General features: G+C 68.7%; 16 protein-coding genes. 4 read left to right on the forward strand and 12 right to left on the reverse strand.

The genetic code is table 11. The features are described 5' to 3' along the window. Window positions 1–128: 128 nt before the first annotated feature. A complete protein-coding gene (locus ROZ00_10170) occupies window positions 129–1,868 on the forward strand; it encodes a potassium/proton antiporter (GenBank protein ID MDT3736582.1) in 1,740 nt (579 codons plus the stop codon). A gap of 47 nt (window positions 1,869–1,915) precedes the next feature. Here ROZ00_10170 and ROZ00_10175 read toward each other — a convergent pair whose 3' ends face one another. The 4 genes from ROZ00_10175 to ROZ00_10190 are packed head-to-tail and all read right to left on the reverse strand — an operon-like array spanning window position 1,916 to window position 6,786. Continuing rightward, window positions 1,916–2,452, reverse strand: coding sequence for a DUF2062 domain-containing protein (locus tag ROZ00_10175; GenBank protein MDT3736583.1), 537 nt, complete (start codon window positions 2,450–2,452; stop codon window positions 1,916–1,918). Between the two features lie 17 nt (window positions 2,453–2,469). Beyond that, window positions 2,470–5,157, reverse strand: coding sequence for a cation-transporting P-type ATPase (locus ROZ00_10180; protein MDT3736584.1), 2,688 nt, complete (start codon window positions 5,155–5,157; stop codon window positions 2,470–2,472). A 34-nt stretch (window positions 5,158–5,191) separates the two neighbouring features. After that, on the reverse strand, window positions 5,192–6,070 hold the full coding sequence (gene htpX, locus ROZ00_10185; protein MDT3736585.1) for a protease HtpX: 879 nt from the start codon (window positions 6,068–6,070) through the stop codon (window positions 5,192–5,194). Window positions 6,071–6,096: 26 nt separating this feature from the next. Beyond that, on the reverse strand, window positions 6,097–6,786 hold the full coding sequence (locus tag ROZ00_10190) for a Bax inhibitor-1/YccA family protein (GenBank protein MDT3736586.1): 690 nt from the start codon (window positions 6,784–6,786) through the stop codon (window positions 6,097–6,099). 116 nt (window positions 6,787–6,902) lie between these two features. Between ROZ00_10190 and nhaR the strand changes: the two genes are divergently transcribed. Together nhaR and ROZ00_10200 are read left to right on the forward strand one after the other, a co-directional pair. Next, entirely contained in the window at window positions 6,903–7,805 is a 903-nt protein-coding gene (gene nhaR, locus ROZ00_10195) for a transcriptional activator NhaR (protein MDT3736587.1), read from the forward strand. A 130-nt stretch (window positions 7,806–7,935) separates the two neighbouring features. Next, the gene (locus tag ROZ00_10200; GenBank protein MDT3736588.1) at window positions 7,936–9,123 is read left to right on the forward strand and encodes a cation:proton antiporter; all 1,188 of its coding nucleotides are present in this window, start codon (window positions 7,936–7,938) and stop codon (window positions 9,121–9,123) included. Window positions 9,124–9,132: 9 nt separating this feature from the next. Here the strand turns inward: ROZ00_10200 and ROZ00_10205 are convergent, their stop codons facing one another. From ROZ00_10205 to ROZ00_10240, 8 genes are read right to left on the reverse strand one after another with little or no spacing between them, the layout of a single operon-like run. Then, window positions 9,133–11,091 (reverse strand): serine/threonine protein kinase, encoded by a 1,959-nt coding sequence (locus ROZ00_10205; protein MDT3736589.1) that lies wholly within the window; start codon window positions 11,089–11,091, stop codon window positions 9,133–9,135. 21 nt (window positions 11,092–11,112) lie between these two features. After that, the gene (locus tag ROZ00_10210; protein MDT3736590.1) at window positions 11,113–11,889 is read right to left on the reverse strand and encodes a type 1 glutamine amidotransferase; all 777 of its coding nucleotides are present in this window, start codon (window positions 11,887–11,889) and stop codon (window positions 11,113–11,115) included. After that, window positions 11,886–13,016 carry a YbdK family carboxylate-amine ligase gene (locus ROZ00_10215; protein ID MDT3736591.1) on the reverse strand — a complete coding sequence of 377 codons (1,131 nt, stop codon included), beginning with the start codon at window positions 13,014–13,016 and terminating at the stop codon, window positions 11,886–11,888. Before ROZ00_10215 ends, ROZ00_10210 begins: the two co-directional genes overlap by 4 nt. Before the next feature lie 2 nt (window positions 13,017–13,018). Next, window positions 13,019–14,209 carry a cation:proton antiporter gene (locus ROZ00_10220; GenBank protein ID MDT3736592.1) on the reverse strand — a complete coding sequence of 397 codons (1,191 nt, stop codon included), beginning with the start codon at window positions 14,207–14,209 and terminating at the stop codon, window positions 13,019–13,021. 21 nt (window positions 14,210–14,230) lie between these two features. Next, a complete protein-coding gene (locus ROZ00_10225; protein ID MDT3736593.1) occupies window positions 14,231–15,082 on the reverse strand; it encodes a mechanosensitive ion channel family protein in 852 nt (283 codons plus the stop codon). Beyond that, on the reverse strand, window positions 15,082–16,869 hold the full coding sequence (locus ROZ00_10230) for a glycoside hydrolase family 15 protein (protein MDT3736594.1): 1,788 nt from the start codon (window positions 16,867–16,869) through the stop codon (window positions 15,082–15,084). Before ROZ00_10230 ends, ROZ00_10225 begins: the two co-directional genes overlap by 1 nt. Further along, entirely contained in the window at window positions 16,866–17,666 is an 801-nt protein-coding gene (gene otsB, locus ROZ00_10235; GenBank protein MDT3736595.1) for a trehalose-phosphatase, read from the reverse strand. The genes ROZ00_10230 and otsB overlap by 4 nt, the downstream gene beginning before the upstream one ends. Next, window positions 17,645–19,876, reverse strand: coding sequence for a trehalose-6-phosphate synthase (locus tag ROZ00_10240; GenBank protein ID MDT3736596.1), 2,232 nt, complete (start codon window positions 19,874–19,876; stop codon window positions 17,645–17,647). The genes otsB and ROZ00_10240 overlap by 22 nt, the downstream gene beginning before the upstream one ends. Window positions 19,877–19,983: 107 nt before the next feature. Between ROZ00_10240 and ROZ00_10245 the strand changes: the two genes are divergently transcribed. Then, on the forward strand, window positions 19,984–20,526 hold the full coding sequence (locus tag ROZ00_10245) for a MarR family transcriptional regulator (protein ID MDT3736597.1): 543 nt from the start codon (window positions 19,984–19,986) through the stop codon (window positions 20,524–20,526). The last annotated feature ends 186 nt before the right edge of the window (window positions 20,527–20,712 follow it).

Consider the following 20,712-nt stretch of genomic DNA (forward strand, 5'->3'; position numbering starts at 1 on the left):
GCGCCGTGCTGCCGAGCGGACCCGGACGCCGTCCCGGCGGCACTGACTTTTGCTTTCGGGGATAATCGCCGCATGACGCCGCAACTCTTCATTGCCCGCCGCGACACGCTCGCGGCGCCGAGACGCTAGTGCAGGCGGCGAACGAGCTGCTCTTCGTCGGCGCGCTGATCTTCGTCGCCGCCGTCCTCGTCAGCGCCTGGGCCTTCCGCGTCGGCGCCCCGCTGCTGCTGGTGTTCCTCGCCGTCGGCATGCTCGCCGGCGTGGACGGCCCGGGCGGCATCCGCTTCGACGACTTCCGCGCCACCTACATCGTCGGCAACATCGCCCTGGCGGTGATCCTTTTCGACGGCGGCCTGCGCACGCGCACCGCCAGCTTCGCCCTCGGCTTCCGGCCGGCCTTCTCGCTCGCCACGCTCGGCGTCGTCGTCACCGCCGCCATCACCGGCGCCATCGCCGCCTGGGCGCTCGACCTGAGCCTCATGCAGGGCCTGCTGGTCGGCGCCATCGTCGGCTCGACCGACGCCGCCGCCGTCTTCTCGCTGCTGCGCAACCAGGGCATCGGCCTCAAGCGGCGGGTGTCGGCGGTGCTGGAGATCGAGTCCGGCAGCAACGACCCGATGGCGATCTTCCTCACCGTGGCGCTGGTGGCGCTGCTGGCGAGCGGCGAGGCGCCGTCGTGGCGGCTCGGCCTCCTCTTCGTCCAGCAGATGGGCCTCGGCCTGCTCGCCGGCTATGCCGGCGGCCGCCTGCTCGCCTGGGGCATCGACCGCATCCGCCTCGCCGAAGGCCTCTACCCGCTGCTCGCGCTGGCCGGCGGGCTGTTCGTCTTCGCCGCCACCGCCTTCGCCGGCGGCAGCGGCTTCCTGGCGATCTACGTCGCCGGCATCGTCCTCGGCAACCGGCCGGTGCACGCCGCGCAGGACATCCTCAGCGTGCACGACGGCCTCGCCTGGCTGGCGCAGATCGTGATGTTCCTCGTGCTCGGCCTTCTGGCGACGCCCACCGAGCTGATCGCGGTGGCGCCGGCGGCGCTGCTGGTGGCCGCCGGCATGATCTTCGTCGCGCGGCCGGTGGCGGTGTGGCTGTCGCTGCTGTTCTACCGCGCCCCGGCCGCGGAAAAGCTGTTCATCTCCTGGGTCGGCCTGCGCGGCGCCGTGCCGATCGTGCTGGCGCTGTTCCCGCTGATGGCCGGCATCGAGCACGCGCACCTCTACTTCGACGTCGCCTTCTTCGTCGTCCTCGTTTCGCTCGTCAGCCAGGGCTGGACCATCACGCCGCTGGCGCGGCGCCTCAAGCTGGAACTGCCGCCCGTCTTCGAGGCGCGCCAGCGCGTGGCGCTCGACATCGGCGGCGGCAAGGGCTTCGAACTGATCGGCTACGTCGTGCCGCCGGCCAGCCCCGCCGAAGGCCTCGCGCCGGACGTCCTGCCCCTGCAAGCCGACGAGCGTGTCGTCGCCGCCTTCCGCGCCAACGTGCTGCAGGACCCGGCCGCGCCGCTGCGCATCGCCGCCGGCGACGTGGTCTACCTGCTCGTGCACAACGACAGCGTCGACCGCATCAGCGGCCTCTTCGCCGCCCGTCCGCTGCCCGCGCCGCTGGCGCAGCGCCGCTTCTTCGGCGACTTCACCCTCGACCCGGCCGCGCCGCTGGCCGAGGTCTGCGCCATATACGGCGTGACGCCGCCTGCGGAACTCGCCGGCCTCAGCCTGACCGAGGTCTTCGCCCGCCGCATCAAGGGCGTGCCCGTCGTCGGCGACCGTGTCGCCCTGGGCGACATCGAGCTGGTGGTGAAGGAGACCGAAGGCAAGGCGATCTCGAAGGTCGGCCTGGTCCTGCACCGGACCGCGCCGCGCAACGCCGGGCATTGATCCGCCGTGCTGCAGGGACTGACTTTTTCCGCCAGCGTCCAGCCGCCTCACCTCCGCCCGCGGCGGCGCCAGTCCCACCACACCTTCAGCCGCCACAGCCAGGTGGCGAGCAGCCAGGCGGCGAGGCCGGCGGCGCTGGCCATGACCGCCATGCCGAGCAGCAGCGGCCGGCCGAGCGCGGCGATGCGGTCCCACCAATGGGCCGCCCAGCCGAGCGCGCCCGGCTCGCGCGGCGCGGCGGGCGCGGCATCCTGGCGCGGCGTCTCCTCGCCGAGGATCGCGCTGCCGATGCGGTAGGCGGCGTAGTAGAGCGGCGCATAGGTGACCGGGTTGCTGACCAGCGTGCTCGCCACGGCGGTGGGGATGTTGGCGCGCAGGACGATGGCGGCGGCGGCGGAGAGCGGGATCTGCGCGATGGGAATCAGCAGGCCGAAGAACACGCCGATGGCCACGCCGAGGGCGACGCCGCGGCGGGTCAGGCGCCACAGGCGCGGGTGCTGCATCGCCGGCGCCAGCCAGCGCAGCCAGCGGTTGGCGCGCAGGCGCTCGGGATCGGGCAGCAGGCGGCGCAGGGATTCGCGCACGGCCGGGAATCCCGCCCTCAGGCGCCGACGGCCAGCCGCCGGCGCAGGAACTTCTCGATCTCCAGCAGCACCAGCAGGGCGACGCCGACCGCCACCACCTGCAGGCCGGTGGCGAAGGACAGCGGGCGGCTATGGAAGAAGGTCTCCATGAAGGGCGCGTAGGTGAACAGCAGCTGCAGGGCGAACACCGAGAACACCGCGATCAGCACCGGCTTGGTGCCCTTGACGCCCTCGAAGGTGAACGACGGCGCGCGCAGGTAGCGCACGCTGAAGAGGTAGAACACCTCCATCGCCACCAGGGTGTTGACGGCGACGGTGCGCGCCTCTTCGACGGCGGCGCCGCGCAGGAGCGCCAGCTCGAACATGCCGAAGATGCCGGCGAGGAACAGCAGCGAGACCAGCACAATGCGCCAGACGAGGAAGCCGGAGATCACCGGCTCGTCGGGCGGACGCGGCCGGCGGCGCATGACCTCGCGCTCGGTCGGCTCGAAGGCCAGCGTCATGGCCAGCGCCACCGAACTGACCATGTTCACCCAGAGGATCTGCACCGGCGTGATCGGCAAAGTCAGTCCCAGCAGGACGGCGGCGACAAGCGAGAGCGACTCGCCGCCGTTGATCGGCAGCAGGAAGGCGATGGCCTTGCGCAGGTTGTCGTAGACCGTGCGGCCCTCCTCGACGGCGTGGGCGATGGAAGCGAAGTTGTCGTCGGCGAGCACCATCTCGGCGGCCTCCTTCGCCGCCTCGGTGCCTTTCAGGCCCATCGCCACGCCGACGTCGGCCTGCTTCAGGGCCGGCGCGTCGTTCACGCCGTCGCCGGTCATGGCGACGATCTCGCCCTCGGCCTGCAGCGCCCGCACCAGGCGCAGCTTGTGCTCGGGGCTGGCGCGGGCGAAGACGTCGACCTCGCGCACGGCGCTGCGCAGCGCGGCGGCGTCGAGTTCCTCGATCTCGGCGCCGGTCAGCGCGCGGCGGCCGTCGCCGATGCCCATGGCGGCGCCGATGGCGCGCGCCGTGACGCCATGGTCGCCGGTGATCATCTTGACGCGGATGCCTGCGGCGCGGCAATGCGCCACCGCCGTGATGGCCTCCTCGCGCGGCGGGTCGATGATGCCGACCAGCGCCAGCAGGGTGAGATCCTGTTCGACGTCGGCGAAGTCGAGCTCGCGCTTGCCCTTTTCCATCGGCGCTTCCGCCAGCGCCAGCACGCGCTGGCCGGCTGCGGCGAGCGCCTCGATCTGGCGCTGCCAGAAGGCGTCGTCGAGCGGGCGGTCCTCGCCGGCGACGCGCTGGCGCGTACACATCCGCAGCAGCCGCTCGGGCGCGCCCTTGACGAAGGCGAAGGCGTGGCCGGCATGGTCGTGGTGCAGGGTGGCCATGAAGCGGTGCTCGGACTCGAAGGGGATGGCGTCGACGCGCGGCAGCGATTCGCTCTCGTAGTGCCGCTCGAGGCCGGCCTTGAGGGCGAGCGTGAGCAGCGCGCCCTCGGTCGGGTCGCCTTCCAGCTTCCACTCGCCGTTCCGCTCGTGCAGCGCGGCGTCGTTGCACAGAGCCGCGGCGCGCGCGATGCCGGCCAGCTCGGGCGCCTCTTGCGGCGTCACGGCAGCGCCATCGACGCCGAAACCGCCGCGCGGCGCGTAGCCGGCGCCGCCGACTTCATACACGCGCTCGGCGGAGACGACGCGCTGCACGGTCATTTCGTTCTTCGTCAGCGTGCCGGTCTTGTCCGAGCAGATCACGGTGACGGAACCCAGCGTCTCCACCGCCGGCAGGCGACGGACGATAGCGTGGCGGCGCGCCATGCGCTGCACGCCGATGGCCAGCGTCACGGTGAGGATGGTCGGCAGCCCTTCGGGGATCGCCGCCACGGCGAGGCCGACGGCGGCGGTGAACATCTCGGCGGCGGAGAAGCCGCGCGCGAGCACGCCGAAGGCAAACAGGCCGGCGGCGGACACCAGGATGGCGCCGGTCAGCCAGCGCGCGAAGACCGCCATCTTGCGCAAGAGCGGCGTGGCGATGTCCTCGACCTCGGCGAGCAGGCGGCCGATGCGGCCGATCTCGGTGGCCTCGCCGGTGGCCACCACCAGGCCCTTCGCCTGGCCGTAGGTCACCAGCGTGCCGGAATAGGCCATCGGGCGGCGGTCGCCGACCGGCGCATCCGCCGCAACGGGGGAAACATCCTTCTCCACCGCCACCGATTCGCCCGTGAGCGCGGCTTCATCCACGCGCAGGCTGCGTGCCTCGACCAGGCGCAGGTCGGCCGGCACCTTGTCGCCGGAGGCGAGGAAGACGATGTCGCCGGGCACCAGTTCCTCGGCGGGAATCTCGCGGCGGCGGCCGTCGCGCAGCACGGAAGCGGTGAGCGAGAGCATGCCGCGGATGGCGTCGAGCGCCGCCTCCGCCTTGCCTTCCTGGAAGAAGCCGATGACGGTGTTGGCCAGCACCACGCCGAGGATGACGCCGCTGTCGACGTAATGGCCGAGCGCCGCCGTCACGGCGACGGCGGCGAGCAGGACGTAAATGAGGACGTTGTGGAACTGGGCGAGGAAGCGCAGGAGCGGGCCGCGTTTCTTCGGCGGCGGCAGGCGGTTGGGGCCGTGTTCGGCGAGGCGGCGCGCCGCCTCTTCGCCGCTCAGGCCCTGCGGCGTCGATTGGAGGTCGGCGAGCGCTTCTTCCTTCGTGCGGACGTGCCAGGCCGATGCACCCATGGCCTCACCTTTCTGCCCGTGGCGAGCGGCGGTGTCAGACGCCGCGCTGCAGCGCGGCGATGCGCTCCTCGAGCGGCGGATGGGTCATGAACAGGCGCTTCAGCCCCGCCCCGGCGCCGCCGGAGATGCCGAAGGCGGCCATCTTGTCCGGCAGCGGCGCCGGCTCGTGGGCGGCGCGCAGGCGCTCGAGCGCGGCGATCATCTTGCCGCGCCCGGCCAGGCCGGCGGCGCCGGCGTCGGCGCGGAACTCGCGCTGGCGCGAGAACCAGAAGACGATGATGGAGGCGAGGATGCCGAGCACCATCTGCGCCACGATCAGCGTGACGAAATAGGCCGGGCCGTGGCCGCGCTCGGTCTTGAAGACGACGCGGTCGACGACGTGGCCGATCACCCGCGAGAGGAAGATGACGAAGGTGTTCACCACGCCCTGGATCAGCGCCAGCGTCACCATGTCGCCGTTGGCGACGTGGGAGACCTCGTGCGCCAGCACCGCCTCGGCCTCGCCGCGGTCCATGGCGCGCAGCAGCCCCGTCGACACCGCCACCAGCGCGTTGTTGCGGCTCATGCCGGTGGCGAAGGCGTTGACCTCGGGCGCCTCGTAGATCGCCACTTCGGGCATGCCGATGCCGGCAGCCTGAGCCTGACGCCGCACCGTCTCGACCAGCCAGCGCTCGACTTCCGAGGACGGCTGTTCGATGACGTGGGCGCCGACCATGCGCTTGGCGCTCCACTTCGACATGGCGAGCGAGATGAAGGCGCCGCCCATGCCGAAGACGGCGGCGAAGGCCAGCAGGCCGCCGAGGTTGAGCCCGCCGTCGGCCAGCACCGGCTCCAGCCCGAGCAGCTGGACGACGATGCTGAGGACGACCAGGATCGCGAAGTTGGTGGCGAGGAACAGGACGATGCGCTTCATGGCGGCCTCCGCGGATTAGCGCGGCCTCACTCGTTGTTGGCGAAGCCCAGCAGCGAGAGCAGGCTCACGAACAGATTGTAGATGGAAACGTAAAGGCCGACCGTGGCCATCACGTAGTTGGTCTCGCCGCCGTGGATGATCTGCGAGGTCTCGTACAGGATCAGGCCCGAGGCGAGCAGCATGAAGGCGGCGGAAACGGCCAGCGACAGGGCGGGCAGCTCGAAGAAGATCGCCGCCAGGCCGGCGAGGAAGGCGACCAGGATGCCGACGGCGAGGAAGCCGCCCATGAAGCCGAAGTCCCTGCGGCTGACGACGGCGTAGGCGGAGAGGCCGAGGAACACCGCGCCGGTGCCGCCGAGCGCCAGCATCACCGTCTCATGGCCATTGGGCATGGCGAGGTGGGCGCTGAGGATCGGGCCGAGGGTGTAGCCCATGAAACCGGTCAGGCCGAACACCGAGAGCACGCCCCAGCCGCTGTTGCGCAGCTTCGTCGTCAGGAACAGCAGGCCGAAGTAGCCGACCAGCGTCAGCACGATGCCGGGATGCGGCAGCTTCAGCGCCGCGGCGGCGCCGGCGGTGACGGCGGAAAACAGCAGCGTCATGGCCAGCAGCGCATAAGTGTTGCGCAGCACTTTGTGGGTGGCGAGCAGCGAAGGCGCCGTGCCGGCATAGCGATCGGCCGGGATGGCGATGGCGGTGGGTCGTTCGGTTCTCATGGCGGATTCCTCCTGTGTAAGAAACGCAGCCAGTTTACGTGCCGGCAACAATCAAATAAAGTCGATTTTTATGTATCGACAGTTCGTTTTTACCGAAGTTTCAGGGGAGTCCTGCCATGAACCTCAAGCATCTGTTTTATTTCTGGAAAACCGCCAAGGAAGGCGGCGTCATGCGGGCCGGAGAGGCGCTGCATGTGACGCCGCAGACCATCAGCGGCCAGATCGGCCTGCTGGAGGATAGCCTCGGCGTAGCGCTGTTCTCGCGCCAGGGCCGCGCGCTGGAGCTGACCGATGCCGGCCGGCTCGCATTCAGCTATGCCGACGAGATCTTCTCGCTCGGCGCCGAGCTCGAGCAGGCGATCCGCCATTACCCGAAGGGGCGCCCCGCCACCTTCCGCGTCGGCGTCTCCGACGCGCTGCCGAAGCTGCTGGCCTACCGCCTGCTCGAGCCGGCCGTCGCCGTCGGCGAGCCGCTGCGCATCGTCTGCCGCGAAGGCCGGCTCGAGCGCCTGCTCACCGAGCTGGCGGTGCACCGCCTCGACCTCGTCATCGCCGACACGCCGCTGCCGGCCACGCTCGACGTGCGCGCCTTCAACCACCGCCTGGCCGAGTCGGGCATGAGCTTCGTCGCCGCGCCGGCGCTGGCGGCGCGCTGCGCGAAAAAATTTCCCGACTGTCTGGCCGAGCTGCCGCTGCTGGTGCCGGGTGAGGATTCCTCGGCGCGGCTGAAGTTGATGCGCTGGCTGGAAAAGGCGCGCCTGCGGCCGAAGATCGTCGGCGAGTTCGACGACAGCGCGCTGATGACGGCCTTCGGCCAGGCCGGCGTCGGCGTCTTCCCGGTGCCCACGGTCGTCGAGGCGGAGATCGTCGCCGCCTACGGCGTGAGCCTGCTCGGCCGCAGCGCGGAGGCGCGCACCGAGTACTTCGCCATTTCCGCCGAGCGCCGCGTCACCCATCCCTGCGTGCTGGCAATCGCCGCGTCGGCGCGCACGCGTTTCGTCGAGGAATCCCGGGGATGACATCCCGCCCGGCGGGGTTGCACGCCGCAGGCGAACCGCGGATATCGCCTTGTGGCGGAGGACGGCGGCCGGTAAGCTGGCGCGACGACGCGACGGCCGCTCCCGGATCCCGCACTGCAGAAGAAATCGCATGATCTATTCCGCCATCCTGATTGCCTCGCTAGTGCTGCTGGCCGCCTTCGCGGTGGAGCGGCTCGGCCGCGCCACCGGCCTGCCGTCGGTCATCGTCATGATCGGCATCGGGCTGGTCCTGAAGCCCCTGCTGGCGTCCTTGGGCTTTGAACTGGATGGCCTGGAGATGGTGGTACCGGTGCTGGGCACCGTCGGACTCGTCCTGATCGTCCTGGAAGGAGCGCTGGATATCCGCCTGCGCCGCGATGCGCTCCAGGCAGCCGGCGGCCCGATCGCCATGGCGACGGCCGGCTTCCTCTCGTGCGTGGCCGTATTCACCCTGCTGGCCGCCGCCATCCTGCCGCTGACGCTTTTCCAGGCAATGATTCTTGCCGTTCCTTTCTCCGTGATCAGCAGCGCGGTGGCGATCCCGAGCAGCGACTTCCTGCCAGCCAAGGGCCGGGAGTTCGTCGTCTACGAAAGCTCCGTTTCGGACATACTCGGCGTGCTGGTGTTTTTTGCCCTGGTGAATTCGGGCGGATCGGCCGGCGGCGCCTTGGCCGGACTTGTCGGCGGCGGTTTTCTGTCGCTGCTCCTGGCCATCGCCTTCTCGGTCGGCCTGGTGCTGCTGCTGATGCGGATCGACGGCCACATCCGCTTCATCCCCCTGCTCGCCGGCCTCTTCGGGCTGTATGCCGCTGGCAAGCTGCTGCACCTGTCGCCGCTCATCCTTGTCCTGCTCTTCGGGCTGGCGCTGAACAATCCGCGCATCATCACGCGCTTCAAGCCGTTCAAGGGCTGGATGGACGACACCTACGAGGACACCCTGAACGGTTTCAAGGTGCTGGTGATGGAACTCACCTTCGCCGTGCGCGGCTTCTTCTTCATCCTGCTCGGCTACTGGACCGAAATTGCCGACCTGGCTGCGCCGCGCACCTGGCTCGCTGCCCTGGCGGTTCTGGCCGTGGTCTATGGCCTGCGCCACTTCATGCTGCGCGCGGCGAAGATCCCGCTCGCCGGCACGCTCACCTGGCTGGCGCCGCGCGGCCTGATCACGGTGCTGCTGTACCTGGGGGCAAAGGAAGTGTTGGCCCTGCCCGGCTACCTGGACGGCGCCATCATGCTGGTGGTGCTGATCTCGGCGGCCCTGATCGGCCTCTCCCGCTGGCAGGCGGCCAAGGCAGATTCCCCCCAGGCCCAAGGTTGAGCTTCCCGATCACCCCGGCGTTTTCGAGCGACAGCTTTCCAGCGCCGCGGCCAGCTCCCGGCAATTCTCCCAGCGCGCCGATTTGCGATGGCGCAGCGCCTTGGCGATGACGGCTTCGAGGCCGGGCGTTTCGAGCGTGCGGCGGGCACCGATCGGCGGCGCCTCTTCGGGCGCGGCACTCTCGAGATTAGGCAGCCATTCCTGCCCCGTCAGCAGGAAATAGCCGATGGCGCCGACGCCATACACCTCGCCGCGGATGTCGGCATCGGCCGGATCGCGGATGCGCTCGGGCGCGAGATAGCCCAGCGTGCCGAGCAGGCTGACTTCCCGCGTCAGCTGGTCGTGAAGGGCGGGATCGAGCGCTTTGGCAAGGCCGAAGTCGATCAGCTTCAGCGACACCTCGCCCTGCGCGTCGCGCGCGAGGAGCAGGTTCTCCGGCTTGACGTCACGATGCAGGACGCCGCGGTCGCAGGCGTGCTGGAGGATGCCGCAGAGGCGGATCAGCACTTCGCAGGCGAGGCCCTCCTCCATGGGACCATCGCGCGCGACGATGCGGTCGAGCGGCTCGCCGTCGAAGTACTCCATGGCATAGTAGGGACGGCCGTCCTCGATGTTGCCGATCTCGTATACCGCCGCGATGTCCGTGTGGCTGAGCGAGGCGAGCAGGCGCGCCTCGCGCTCGAAGCGCTGCTGGATTTCCTCGCGCTGGCCGCCCTTGACGATCTTCACCGCCGCCGGCCGCCCCAGCCGCTCGTGCGTGCCGAGAAAGACCTCGGCCATGCCGCCTTCGCCGATCTTTCGCTCCAGCCGGTAGGCGCCCACGCTCTGCCCCCTCTTCACCGGCACCACGCGACGCCAGAGGATGCCCGGCAGCATCGGGCCGAGGAAAACCGCCACCGCCAGCGTCAGCACCATCACCCCCAGCTGCGTGTTGAGGATGGCAATGGTCTTGTAGGCCTCGGCTTCGCCAATCTCGACGGCGAGGCCGAGCTGATGCTCGTCCAGCCACTGCCAGGCGCCGATGACGGAATCGCCCGCGTAATTGCGATAGGGTGTGAGGAGGATGCCTTTCCTCTCACCGCCGGGCGCCGCGGCGGCCTGCAGCGCCCGCGCCGCCAGTTCGGTCGGCCGCGCCGTCGCCGCATGAATGCCCTGGTCGCCGTCGGGCGGCCGCACCATCACCCGTCCGAGCGCCGTCTGCCCGGGCGCCAGCAGGCCGCCTGCCTTCAGCCGGTCCTCGAAGCGGCTGTTGGACATCATCCTGCCGTCGCGGTCGAAGACGTAGGCTTCGCCCGTTGCACCCGGACGGGTGATTTCCAGCCGATGCGCGAACCCCTTGCCGGCATGGCGGCCGAGGCAGAGCACGGCAACCACCCGCCCGGACTCGTCGCGTAGCGGCGCCGCCGCCCAGACGATGGCCGTATCGGGATTGGCCACGCCCGGCCCGGGGAGACGCTCCGCCTCGAACATCGGGCCGATGAAAACCTGCTCGCCGCGGAAAACCCGCGCCAGCCTCTCCCTGAAGGCCGGTGCAAGCCGCCTGCCGGTGTATTCCGGCACCAGTGAGGCCAGCAGGATGCCGTCGGGGGCGACGATGTTGGCCAGCGCCAGGTTGCCGTCCTCCAGGGCAGGCGCCAGGCGCTTGAGCAGCTCGCCGTGCAACCGCCGCTTTGTGGCGGCCGGCCCGCTGCGGGAACGGGCGATCAGCTCGCGTACCAGGCGGCGCAGCTCTTCATCGCCTGCCCACTGCCGGGCGTCGTATTTCCGCGCCGAAATCCAGAAATCGATGAGCTCCGCCTGGGTGTCCAGCAGGCCGCCCAGATAGGTCCGGCGCGCCTCCCTGACGGCCGTCTGCACGTTGATGAAGGCCCAGACGGCGGCGGCGGCCGCAACGAGGGCGACCAGAATGGCGATGAGGGTATTCCGCCGCGTGAACTCGGAAAGCCAGCGATAGACGATCGGGCGCATCGCGAAAGGGGTTTCGCTGCGCTATGGACGCGCCGCCGCGAGGAAGGCCTCGAGGATCGGCGAGCAGTCGAGCAGCTCCATGCCGGCCTGTTGATGGAATTCGGGATGCCACTGCACGCCGAAGACGAAGCCGCGTCCCGTGCCGCGTATCGCCTCGACCACGCCGTCCTGCGAACTTGCCTCGACGGCCAGGTCGCGGCCGAGCCGGTTGACGGCCTGATGGTGGATCGACACGACCTGCCCGCCCGTCGCATCGCCGTACCAGCGCGCCAGCTGGCCCTTTTCGGCAAAGGCGACGGCGTGGGCGTTGCCGTCGTAGGCCTCGCTCTCGTGCGCCACCGCGCCCGGGCACTGCATCGGCAGGTCCTGGTAGAGCGAGCCGCCTAGGGCGACGTTGATGAGCTGCATGCCGCGGCAAATGCCGAGCACGGGTTTCCTCGCCTCCATGAACTCGTGCAGCAGCTCCAGTTCGTAGGCATCGCGCACCGGATCGCCGCCCCATTCCGGACGCAACGGTTCCTCGCCGTAGGCACGCGGGCTGACGTCGGCGCCGCCCTGCAGGATCAGACCGTCGAGGTTCTCCGCGTAGTCGCGCAGGCGGATGTTGCTGCGCATGAGGATGCCGTCCTGCACCACCGAGGGCACCATCAGGAGCAGCACGCCGCGCGACATGACCCACTGGGCGACCGACTGTTCGAGCACCTGCAGGGTCTTGCTGCGGATGCCGCGGGCGTCCTGCTCGGGATGGAAGATCCGCGCCGACAGGCCGATGCGGATGGGACGTCGCTTGCCGATCATGCCGTCACCTCCTCGCGAAAGCATCGCACCGCCGCGTCCACCACGCCCTCGACGCCGCCCTCCTCGGCATGCTGCCGCCGCAGGAAGCTCGCATGGTTGCCTTCGCCGGCGGCCACTTTGTAGAGCTCGTCGAGCGCGGCGCTGCTCTCCAGGGCTGCGGCATGCGGCTCGAGGCGGCGCAGCGTCGCCAGGATGTCTTCGCGCAGGGGCAGCGACTCGTTGGTCTTCGGATGCACCAGCATGCCGTCGAGGCCGAAGCGGCAGGCCTGGAAGCGGTTGTAGTTGTAAACCAGGTAGTCGTCCTCGGCGGGCGGCGCCTCGCTGCGCTCCAGCAGCATGCGGCACAGGGCCTGCAGGTAGCAGGCCAGCGCCGCGGCCCGCTCGACCGTCAGCGGAGTGTCGCAGACCCGCAGCTCGATGGTGCCGTATTCCGGCTTCGGCCGGATGTCCCAGTAGAAATCCTTCATGCTGTTGACCACGCCGGTCTTCTCCATCTTGGCGAAGTAGCCGCGCTCGAAATCCTCCCACTTCAGCAGGAAGGGCGCCCGCCCGGAGAGCGGGAAGGCGAACACCGAATTCAGCCGCGCCGAATCGAAGAGAGTGTCCACCCCCTGGAAGAAGGGCGACGAGGCCGACAGCGCGATGAAGTGCGGCAGGTAGCGGTTCAGCGAATGCAGCAGGTAGAGGCCCTCGTCGGCGGAGCCGCAGCCGATGTGCACATGCTGGCCGAACACCGTGAACTGCTTGGCGAGGTAGCCGTAGAGGCCGGACAGCTCCTTGAAGCGCGGCTTGGAAAAGATGCGCTGGTGAAACCAGCGCTGGAACGGATGGGTGCCGCCGCCGCACAGGCCGACGTTGAGGCGGTCGCCCGCCGCCACCAGCGCATCGCGCATCTGCCGCAGCTGCGCCAGCAGCGCTTCGTGGCGGGTGTGCACGTCGGTGGACACCTCGATCATGCTCTCCGTCATCTCCGGCTTGACGTCGCCGGGGAAGCGCCCGCGCGCCAGCAGGTGCAGCATATCGCTGGCCGAGGAGGACAGGTCGAAATCGGTCGGATTGACGAGCTGCAGCTCCAGCTCCACGCCCATGGTGAGGGCCTCGGCCTCCTTGAATGGTGCGAGCGGCATGGTCAGGTCTCCTCCTTGCGCTGCGTCTCGCCCGCCCAGACCAGCGCCCAGCGGGTCAGCAGCGGGCCGACGACCTCGAGCAGCAGGGCGACCGCCATGACGCCCGCCACGTCCTCGAGGAGGTCCAGCTTCAGGTGTCGCGTCTGCTCCAGCAGCAGGATGGCGAACGCCGACAGCGGCGTGAGCGCCAGCCCGGTCAACGCCCCCTTGCGCCAGGAGATGCCGCTCGGCTGCGCGAACAGCGTCGTCGCCAGCGTCTTCGCCAGCAGGCGCACCGCCACCACGGCAAGCGCGAGCTCGGCGCCGGCGAGGGCCTGGCGCCAGTCCAGGGTGGCGCCGACGTAGACGAACAGCAGCACCGTCAGCAGGTCGCCCAGCGCGCCGAAGTTGCGCTGCACCTGGGACAGCACCACGCGCCGCTGCCGCGCCACCAGGCCAAAGGCCAGCGCCGCCAGCAGCGGGGAAAACTTGAGCGCGTCGGTGAGCGCGGTGAGCAGCAGCACGGCGAGGGCGAAGACGACGGTGGCGTTGCGCGCCAATCCGCCGAGCAGCCGCAGCAGGCCCGGCACGGCGACGCCGAAGAGGGCACCCAGGCCGGCCGAGACCAGCACCACCACCAGGCTGTTCCAGACGGCCTCGAAGACGCCGCCGGCGCTGGACAACATCTCGTAGCCCACCACCGCCTTGAATACCACGAGGGCCAGCACGCAGTTGAAGGCGGACAAATGCAGCGTGCGTTCCGTCACCTGGCCGGAACTGCGCGCCTCGTTCACCACCCGCAGCACGGCGGCGGGCGAGGTCGACATGGCGAGTGCCGAGAGCAGCAGGGCGGGCAGGGTCGGCACGCCCAGCGCCTGGGCGACGAGGAACACCGCGTAGAAGGTGCAAACGGACTCGACGACGCTGGTGAGGCCGAGCCATGGATTGGCACGCAGCCAGGCCAGGTTGATGCGGTAGCCCAGCTCGAACAGGATCAGGCCGAAAGCGACGTTGGCGAGCAGCGCCATCGCGCCGCCGCGCACTTCCGGCAGCACGCCGGCCTGGCCGGCGGCGAGCAGGAAGCCGGCGATGCCGTAGCTGCTGATGCGGGGCAGGGCCAGCCAGCGGTGGCCCAGCTCTCCCGCCAGCCAGGCGACGGCCAGCGCCAGCGGCCAGGCGACCTGGCCCATCAGGTTGATCAGTGCTTCAGGCACGGTACCTCCTTCGGGCGCTTGTCATGCATCCTTTGACGGCATGACCAGCTTGACGTGCGGAAAGGGGATTTCGATCCCTTCCCGGTCGAAGGCCATCTTGAGCCGGCGCAGGTATTCCCGGCGGACGTTCCACTGCTCGAGCGGCATCACCTTGAAGCGGCAGCGGATCACAACGGCGGAGTCCGCCCAGCGCTCGACGCCGGCCACCTCCAGGGCGTCGAGGATCTTCGCCGAGAACGCGGCGTCCCGCCGCAGCTCCTCGCCGACCTGGCGCATCACGGCGACGACGCGGTCGATGTCCTCGCCGTAGGAAACGCCGGCGTCGATGACGGCCTGGGCGAAACCGAGGCTCATGTTGGTCACCACGGAAATGTTGCCGTTCGGCACGTAGTGCACATTGCCCGAATAGTCGCGCAGGCGCAGGTAGCGCAAGGTCAGTTCCTCGACCACGCCGGACTTGCCGCCGGCCTCGACGACGTCGCCGACGCGGATCTGGTTCTCCAGCAGCAGGAAGAAGCCGGTGAAGTAGTCCTTCACCAGGCTTTGCGCGCCGAAGCCGAGGGCGATGCCGACGACACCGGCGGCGCCGAGGATCGGCGCCACCGAGACGCCGAACTCGCCGAGGATGAGGATGCCGGCGACCACCGTCACCGCCACCGTGACGACATAGCGGATCACCCGCGACAGGGTCTGCACGCGGCGGCTGTCCTCGGCGCTCTCCTGGCGCGCCTCCACCGCCTGGCGCACGCGCCTGATGGCGCGCGGGATCAGGCGCAGCGCGAGGCCCGCCAGCAGCAGGATCAGCAGCACGCGGGCCGGCGTGGCCAGATACGCCGGCAGCCCGGCGACGAAAGCGTCCAGCGTCTGTTTCATCAGAAGGCCTGGTCCCAGCGCACGCTCAGGCGGATCGCCGAATTGATCAGCCCGACCATGCTGTAGGTTTGCACGAAATTCCCCCACTGCTCGCCGCTCCTCGGATCGATGTGCTCTGCGAGCAGGCCGTGGCGGTTGCGGCAGGCGAGCAGGCGCTCGAAGAGGGCACGCGCCTCGTCGCGCCGCCCCAGCGCCGACAAGGCATTGATGTACCAGAACGTGCAGATCAGGAAGGCGTTGGCAGGCTCGCCGAAATCGTCCTTCTCGACGTAGCGGAAGATGAAATCGCCGCGCCGCAGCTCGCGCTCGACGGCGGCGACCGTGCCGGCGAAGCGCGGGTCCTCGGCATCCAGGAAACCCACTTCGTTGAGCAGCAGCAGGCTGGCGTCCATGGAATTGCCGTCGAGGGTGGCGACGAAGCTGTTGAGCTTGTCGCTCCAGGCACGCTGGCTGACGACGCGGTGGATGCGCTCGGCCTGGCTGTGCCAGTAATCCGCGCGCTGCGCCAGGCCGAGCCGGGTGGCGATTTTCGCCAGACGGTCGCAGGCGGCCCAGCACATCACGCTGGAGAAGGTATGCACGCGGGCCGTGCCGCGCAGCTCCCACAGGCCGGCGTCCGGCTGGTCGTGCACCTGCACGGCGCGCTCGCCAAGGGCTTCGAGCCGATGGAACAGCGCCTCGTCGCCGCAGCGCACGAGGCGCCTGTCGAAGAAGACGTGGGTCGCCGTGAGGATGGCCGAGCCGTAGACGTCGTGCTGCACCTGGCGGTAGGCCTGGTTGCCGACGCGCACCGGCCCCATGCCGCGGTAGCCGGGCAGGGTGTCGATCTCGCACTCGTCGATGAGCGAACGGCCGTTGATGCGATAAACCGGCTGCAGCACGCCGTCCTTCGCGCCGGCGGCAATGTTCACGACGTAGCCGAGGTAGCGCTCCATGGTCTGCGTCGTGCCGAGGCGGTTGAGGGCGTTCACCACGAAATAGCCGTCGCGCAGCCAGCAGTAGCGGTAATCCCAGTTGCGCCCGCTGTCCGCCGCCTCGGGTATCGAGGTCGTCATGGCGGCAATGATGGCGCCGGAGTCGTCGTAGGCGTTGAGCTTGAGAGTAATGGCGGCGCGGATCACCGCCTCCTGCCATTCGTAGGGGATGCCGAGATAGCGCACCCACTCGCGCCAGTAGGCGGCCGTCTCCTCGGCGAAGCGCCGGCCGGTCTCGCCGACCGCGCCTTGCAGGGTCTCGTCCGGACCGAGGATCAGCGTCACCATGTCGTCCAGGAAGAACGGCGTCTCCTCGATGACGGCGGTCACCGAGGCGTCGGTGGTCAGGCGCAGCACCAGGTCGGGGGTAACGAAGCGGATATGGTTGCTGCCCCAGGTCACGGCCGGACGCTCGCGGCCGTAGTCGTGGGCAGGACGCACGCGCAGCACGATGCGCGGGCTGCCGGAGAGCCGCCGCACCTGGCGCACCAGGGTCATGGGGGCGAACATGCGTCCATGCTGGCGGAAGCGCGGCGAGAAGTCGGTCACTTCCACCACGCCGCCGTGACGGTCATGCAGGCGGGTGACAAGGATCGCCGTATTGGTCAGGTACTCCTGTTCGGCATGGGTAAAGTCCAGCAGGTCGACCGCCATGAAGCCGAAACCCGACTCGTCGGTGCGTTCCCGCAGCAGCGAGCAGAACAGGGCGTCGCCGTCGAAGCGCGGGAAGCAGGCCCAGACGACCTCGGCCTTTTCGTCGAGCAGCGCGCCGATGCTGCTGTTGCCGATCAGCGCCAGATCCAGTGTCTTCATGCCATGTTCCCCCGCCGGCCGCCCCGGCAATCCGGGTCGCCCTCCAGGATCTGCGTCAGCCACGCACGCACCGCCCGCACGTCATCGATGCGCCAGCGCGCAATGGTTTCGCCCTCGCCGACCTTGACCGAATCGCCGCCCAGATCGTTCACCACGCGGAATCCGTACTCGTCCGTCACGTCGTCTCCTACGAAAACCGGCCGCCGCCCGCGGAACGGCGGCTCCGACATGAATTCGGCGATGGCCGTGCCCTTGTCGCGGCCGGCCGGCTTCACTTCCATCACGCATTTGCCGGGCTGCAGGCTCACCGCGGCGCCGGCATCCGCAACGATGCGCCGAAGCGATTCCCGAACCCTGTCTTCCTGCCCGGGATTCAGCCTGAAGTGCACCGCCAGCGTCAACCCCTTGTCCTCGATGATCAGGCCCTGGCCGTCATCGAAGGTTCCCTTCACGAGCGCCTTCAGCCACGGCCAGTCCACGCCTTCGGGGGCATGGCTGTGAATGCCGCCGGCGGCATCGCGGCGCTCGAGTCCGTGCTGTCCCGCGATGGACAGGCGCAGGCCGGGGAACAAGGCGTCGACATCGGCAACGCGCCGCCCGCTGATGAGGGCCACCGCACCGCCGGTGCAATCGTGGAGGCGGCGGATCATGTCGATGAGCGTCGCGTCGACCTGCACGCCGGAAGGCGTTTCGGCAATTTCCAGCAGGGTGCCGTCGATGTCGAGGAAATAGGCCCGATCCGCATCCGCCGCCGGCAGGGCCATGGATGTGCCGCTCAGGCTTGTGGCTTCGGCCATTCTTCCTTTTTCTCCAGGACTTTTCCCCTGCGCCGCATGCCGGCCGCGTCGAGCAGCATGCGTCCGGCCCAGCGGTACACATTGAATTCGGCCACCAGCCCGCGCATCAGGCGCATGCGGTCGCGCTGTTCAACCGCCGGCATCGAGAGCGCCACATGCAGCGCCGCCGCGCATTGGTCGGCGTCGTAGGGATTGACTAGCAGCGCCTCGGGCAGTTCGCGTGCGGCCCCGGTGAAACGGCTGAGAATCAGAACGCCGCGATCGTCGTCGCGCGCGGCGACGAATTCCTTCGCCACCAGGTTCATGCCGTCGTGCAGGCTGCTGACGAAGCACAGGTCGGCCGCCCGGTAGTACTCGTATACGTCCTGCGGCTCATGGTGCTCGATCTTCAGGATGATGGGGCTGTAGCCGCCGCGGCCGTAGCGATCGTTGATTTCCTTCGCCAGGGCGCGCACATGCGCCTCGTACTGCTGGTACTCGCCGATGCTGGTGCGCGTCGGCGCGGCAATCTGCACGAAGCTGAAACGGCCGATCCAGACCGGCTCCAGTTCGAGCAGCCGCTCGATGGCGCGGAACCGCTCGATGACGCCCTTGGTGTAGTCCAGGCGATCGACGCCGACGCCCAGCAGGTGATCCCGCCCAAGCCCATGCCGGCGCCGCACCTCGCTGCGGCATTGATCGACCGTTTTTTCGGTCAGTTCGGCCGGCGGCGGCCATTCGATGGAAATCGGATAGCGCTTGACCACCGTCGACTTCCCGCCGTAGCTGACGCTGAAGTTCTCCCGGTTGACGCGTGCCTCGAGCATGCGATCCACGGTGTCGACGAAATTGTTGCAATGGAATTGCGTGTGGAAGCCGAGGATGCTGCTGCCGAGCAGCCCTTCGAGGATCTCCTTGCGCCAGGGGCAGATGGAAAACGCCTCCGGGTTTGGCCAGGGTATGTGCCAGAAGGTGATGACGATGGCCTCGGGCAGCCGTTCTCGGATCATCCGCGGCAGCAGGGCCAGATGGTAGTCCTGCACCAATACGATCGGATTGGGCTTCTTCGCCTCGGCAACGACCGCCTCGGCGAATTTCCGGTTGACCTCGACGTACTGCCGCCAGTCGCTGGTGCGGAACGTCGGTCGCACGTGGGCGATATGGCACAGCGGCCACAGGCCTTCGTTGGAGAAGCCGTAGTAGTAGCCGGCCTCTTCCTCGGGCGAAAGCCAGACGCGGCGGATATGGTAGGCCGGCCGCTCGGGCGGCACGGCCACCCGGTCGCTTGCGTCCACCACTTCGCGGTCCGCGTTGCCGCTGCCGTGGGCGATCCAGGTGCCCGAGCAGGCGCGCATGATCGGCTCCAACGCGGTGACGAGTCCGCTCGCCGGCCGCTGCACCTCGATCTGCTCGCCGCGACGGACGTGGATGTAGGGCTCCCGGTTGGAGACCACCAGCACGTCCTCGCCGCTCAGTTCGCCGAGCAGGATGGCGCGCAGCGTTTCCGGGGTCCAGGTCATCTGCGCATCGTCGCGCGGACGGAACTCCGCCTCCATTTCTCGTATGAGGACGCGCAGGTCGCGGGCGATCGGCAGGAACTCGGGTGCCGCCATTTCCTTGCCCGGCTCGCGCAGGAGTCCCTCGCCCCTGAGCAGTGCGCGCATGCCCTGTATCCAGCCGCGCCAGGACAGCTGGGCAATCACCACCGTGATGAGGGAGACGACCAGGCCGAGGCCGATAAAGAAATAGAAGACGTATTGCTTGGTTTCCTCGCTGCGCCGCAGGATGAAGCTCATGTCGTGCACCAGCACGAGCTTGCCGAGGACGCTTCCATCCTGTTCGATGGCGCGAACGGCCACATGCAGCGGTCCCTGTTCGCTCTCCAGCAGGCGCGCGGCGGGATCGCCGAACCGCTCCAGGCTGTCGCAGCGGATGGCCGCGGGAAATCCCTTGGTGGCGATCAGCGCGCCGCCCTCTGGACAGAAACCGAGGCCGAACAGGCGCTCGTCCTGGATGAGGCGGGAGAAATAGAGCTGGGTCTTGGCTTTCTGCCCCACCCGCAGATGGTCCTGCAGCGGGTCCTGCAGGGAATTGGCAACCAGCTCGGCGCGGATGTCGAGGTCTCGCACGAACCAGCGCAGCGTCAACTGATCCACCAGGGGCACGACACCGTAGGCAATCGCCGCCAGGGCCAGCACCAGGGGAAGGATGAAGCGCAGTGAAAGGGACATCGAAATCTCCTGAGGGTGCGCCCGGTTCAAAATATCATGTTTCAGCGCCGCATTGCACCGAGCGGCATTTCTGGCATAGTCCGTTTTTTCGGGCCAGGGTACCTGCCATGACTGCTCAAGCGAGAAAACCGCACGGCAAGAATATTGCCGGCATCAAGCGCGGCAAAGCCTCCGCCAGCGACCTTCAGCGCGTCCAGGCAATGGCGGTATTGCAGCAATTCCGTTTCGTCTTCAAGTCGGCCAAAAAGCATTTCCAGTGGGTGGAGCGGGAAACGGGCGTCAGCGGCTCGCAGCTCTGGGCGATGGCGCAGATCGCCGACACCCCCGGCATGAGCGTCACGGAACTGGCCCGTGCCCTCGCCATCCACCAGTCGACTGCCAGCAACCTGATCGACAAGCTTGTGCAACGCGACCTGGCACGACGCGAACGAAAAAGCGACGACCAGCGTATCGTGCAGCTCTATCTGACCAGGCTGGGCCTGGCCATCGTGGCCAAGGCGCCGCAGCCCGTCGAAGGCGTTCTGCCGGATGCGCTGATGCGCCTGCCCAAAGCCGACTTGCTCAAGCTCGATGCCCTGCTGAAGGGGCTCACGCAACTCATGCGCGTGCGTGATGCCAGCGGCAGGCACACGCCGCTCGCCGACATCTGAAAAAAAGGCCCCGCGGAGCGAGGCCTGAATATTTGTCACCCTCACCTCCACCCTCCTCATGGCGGCAGTCAGGGCGAACGACAGGAGGCTGTTTTGGCTGTCGTTGCGACATTATATTTTCACAAATGCATTTGCTGCAATACTTTTCTCGGCCCGCCCGGCGGCTGTCGCGTGACGGGAAGGTTG

Source organism: Denitratisoma sp., from assembly GCA_032027165.1.
GTDB lineage: Bacteria > Pseudomonadota > Gammaproteobacteria > Burkholderiales > Rhodocyclaceae > Desulfobacillus.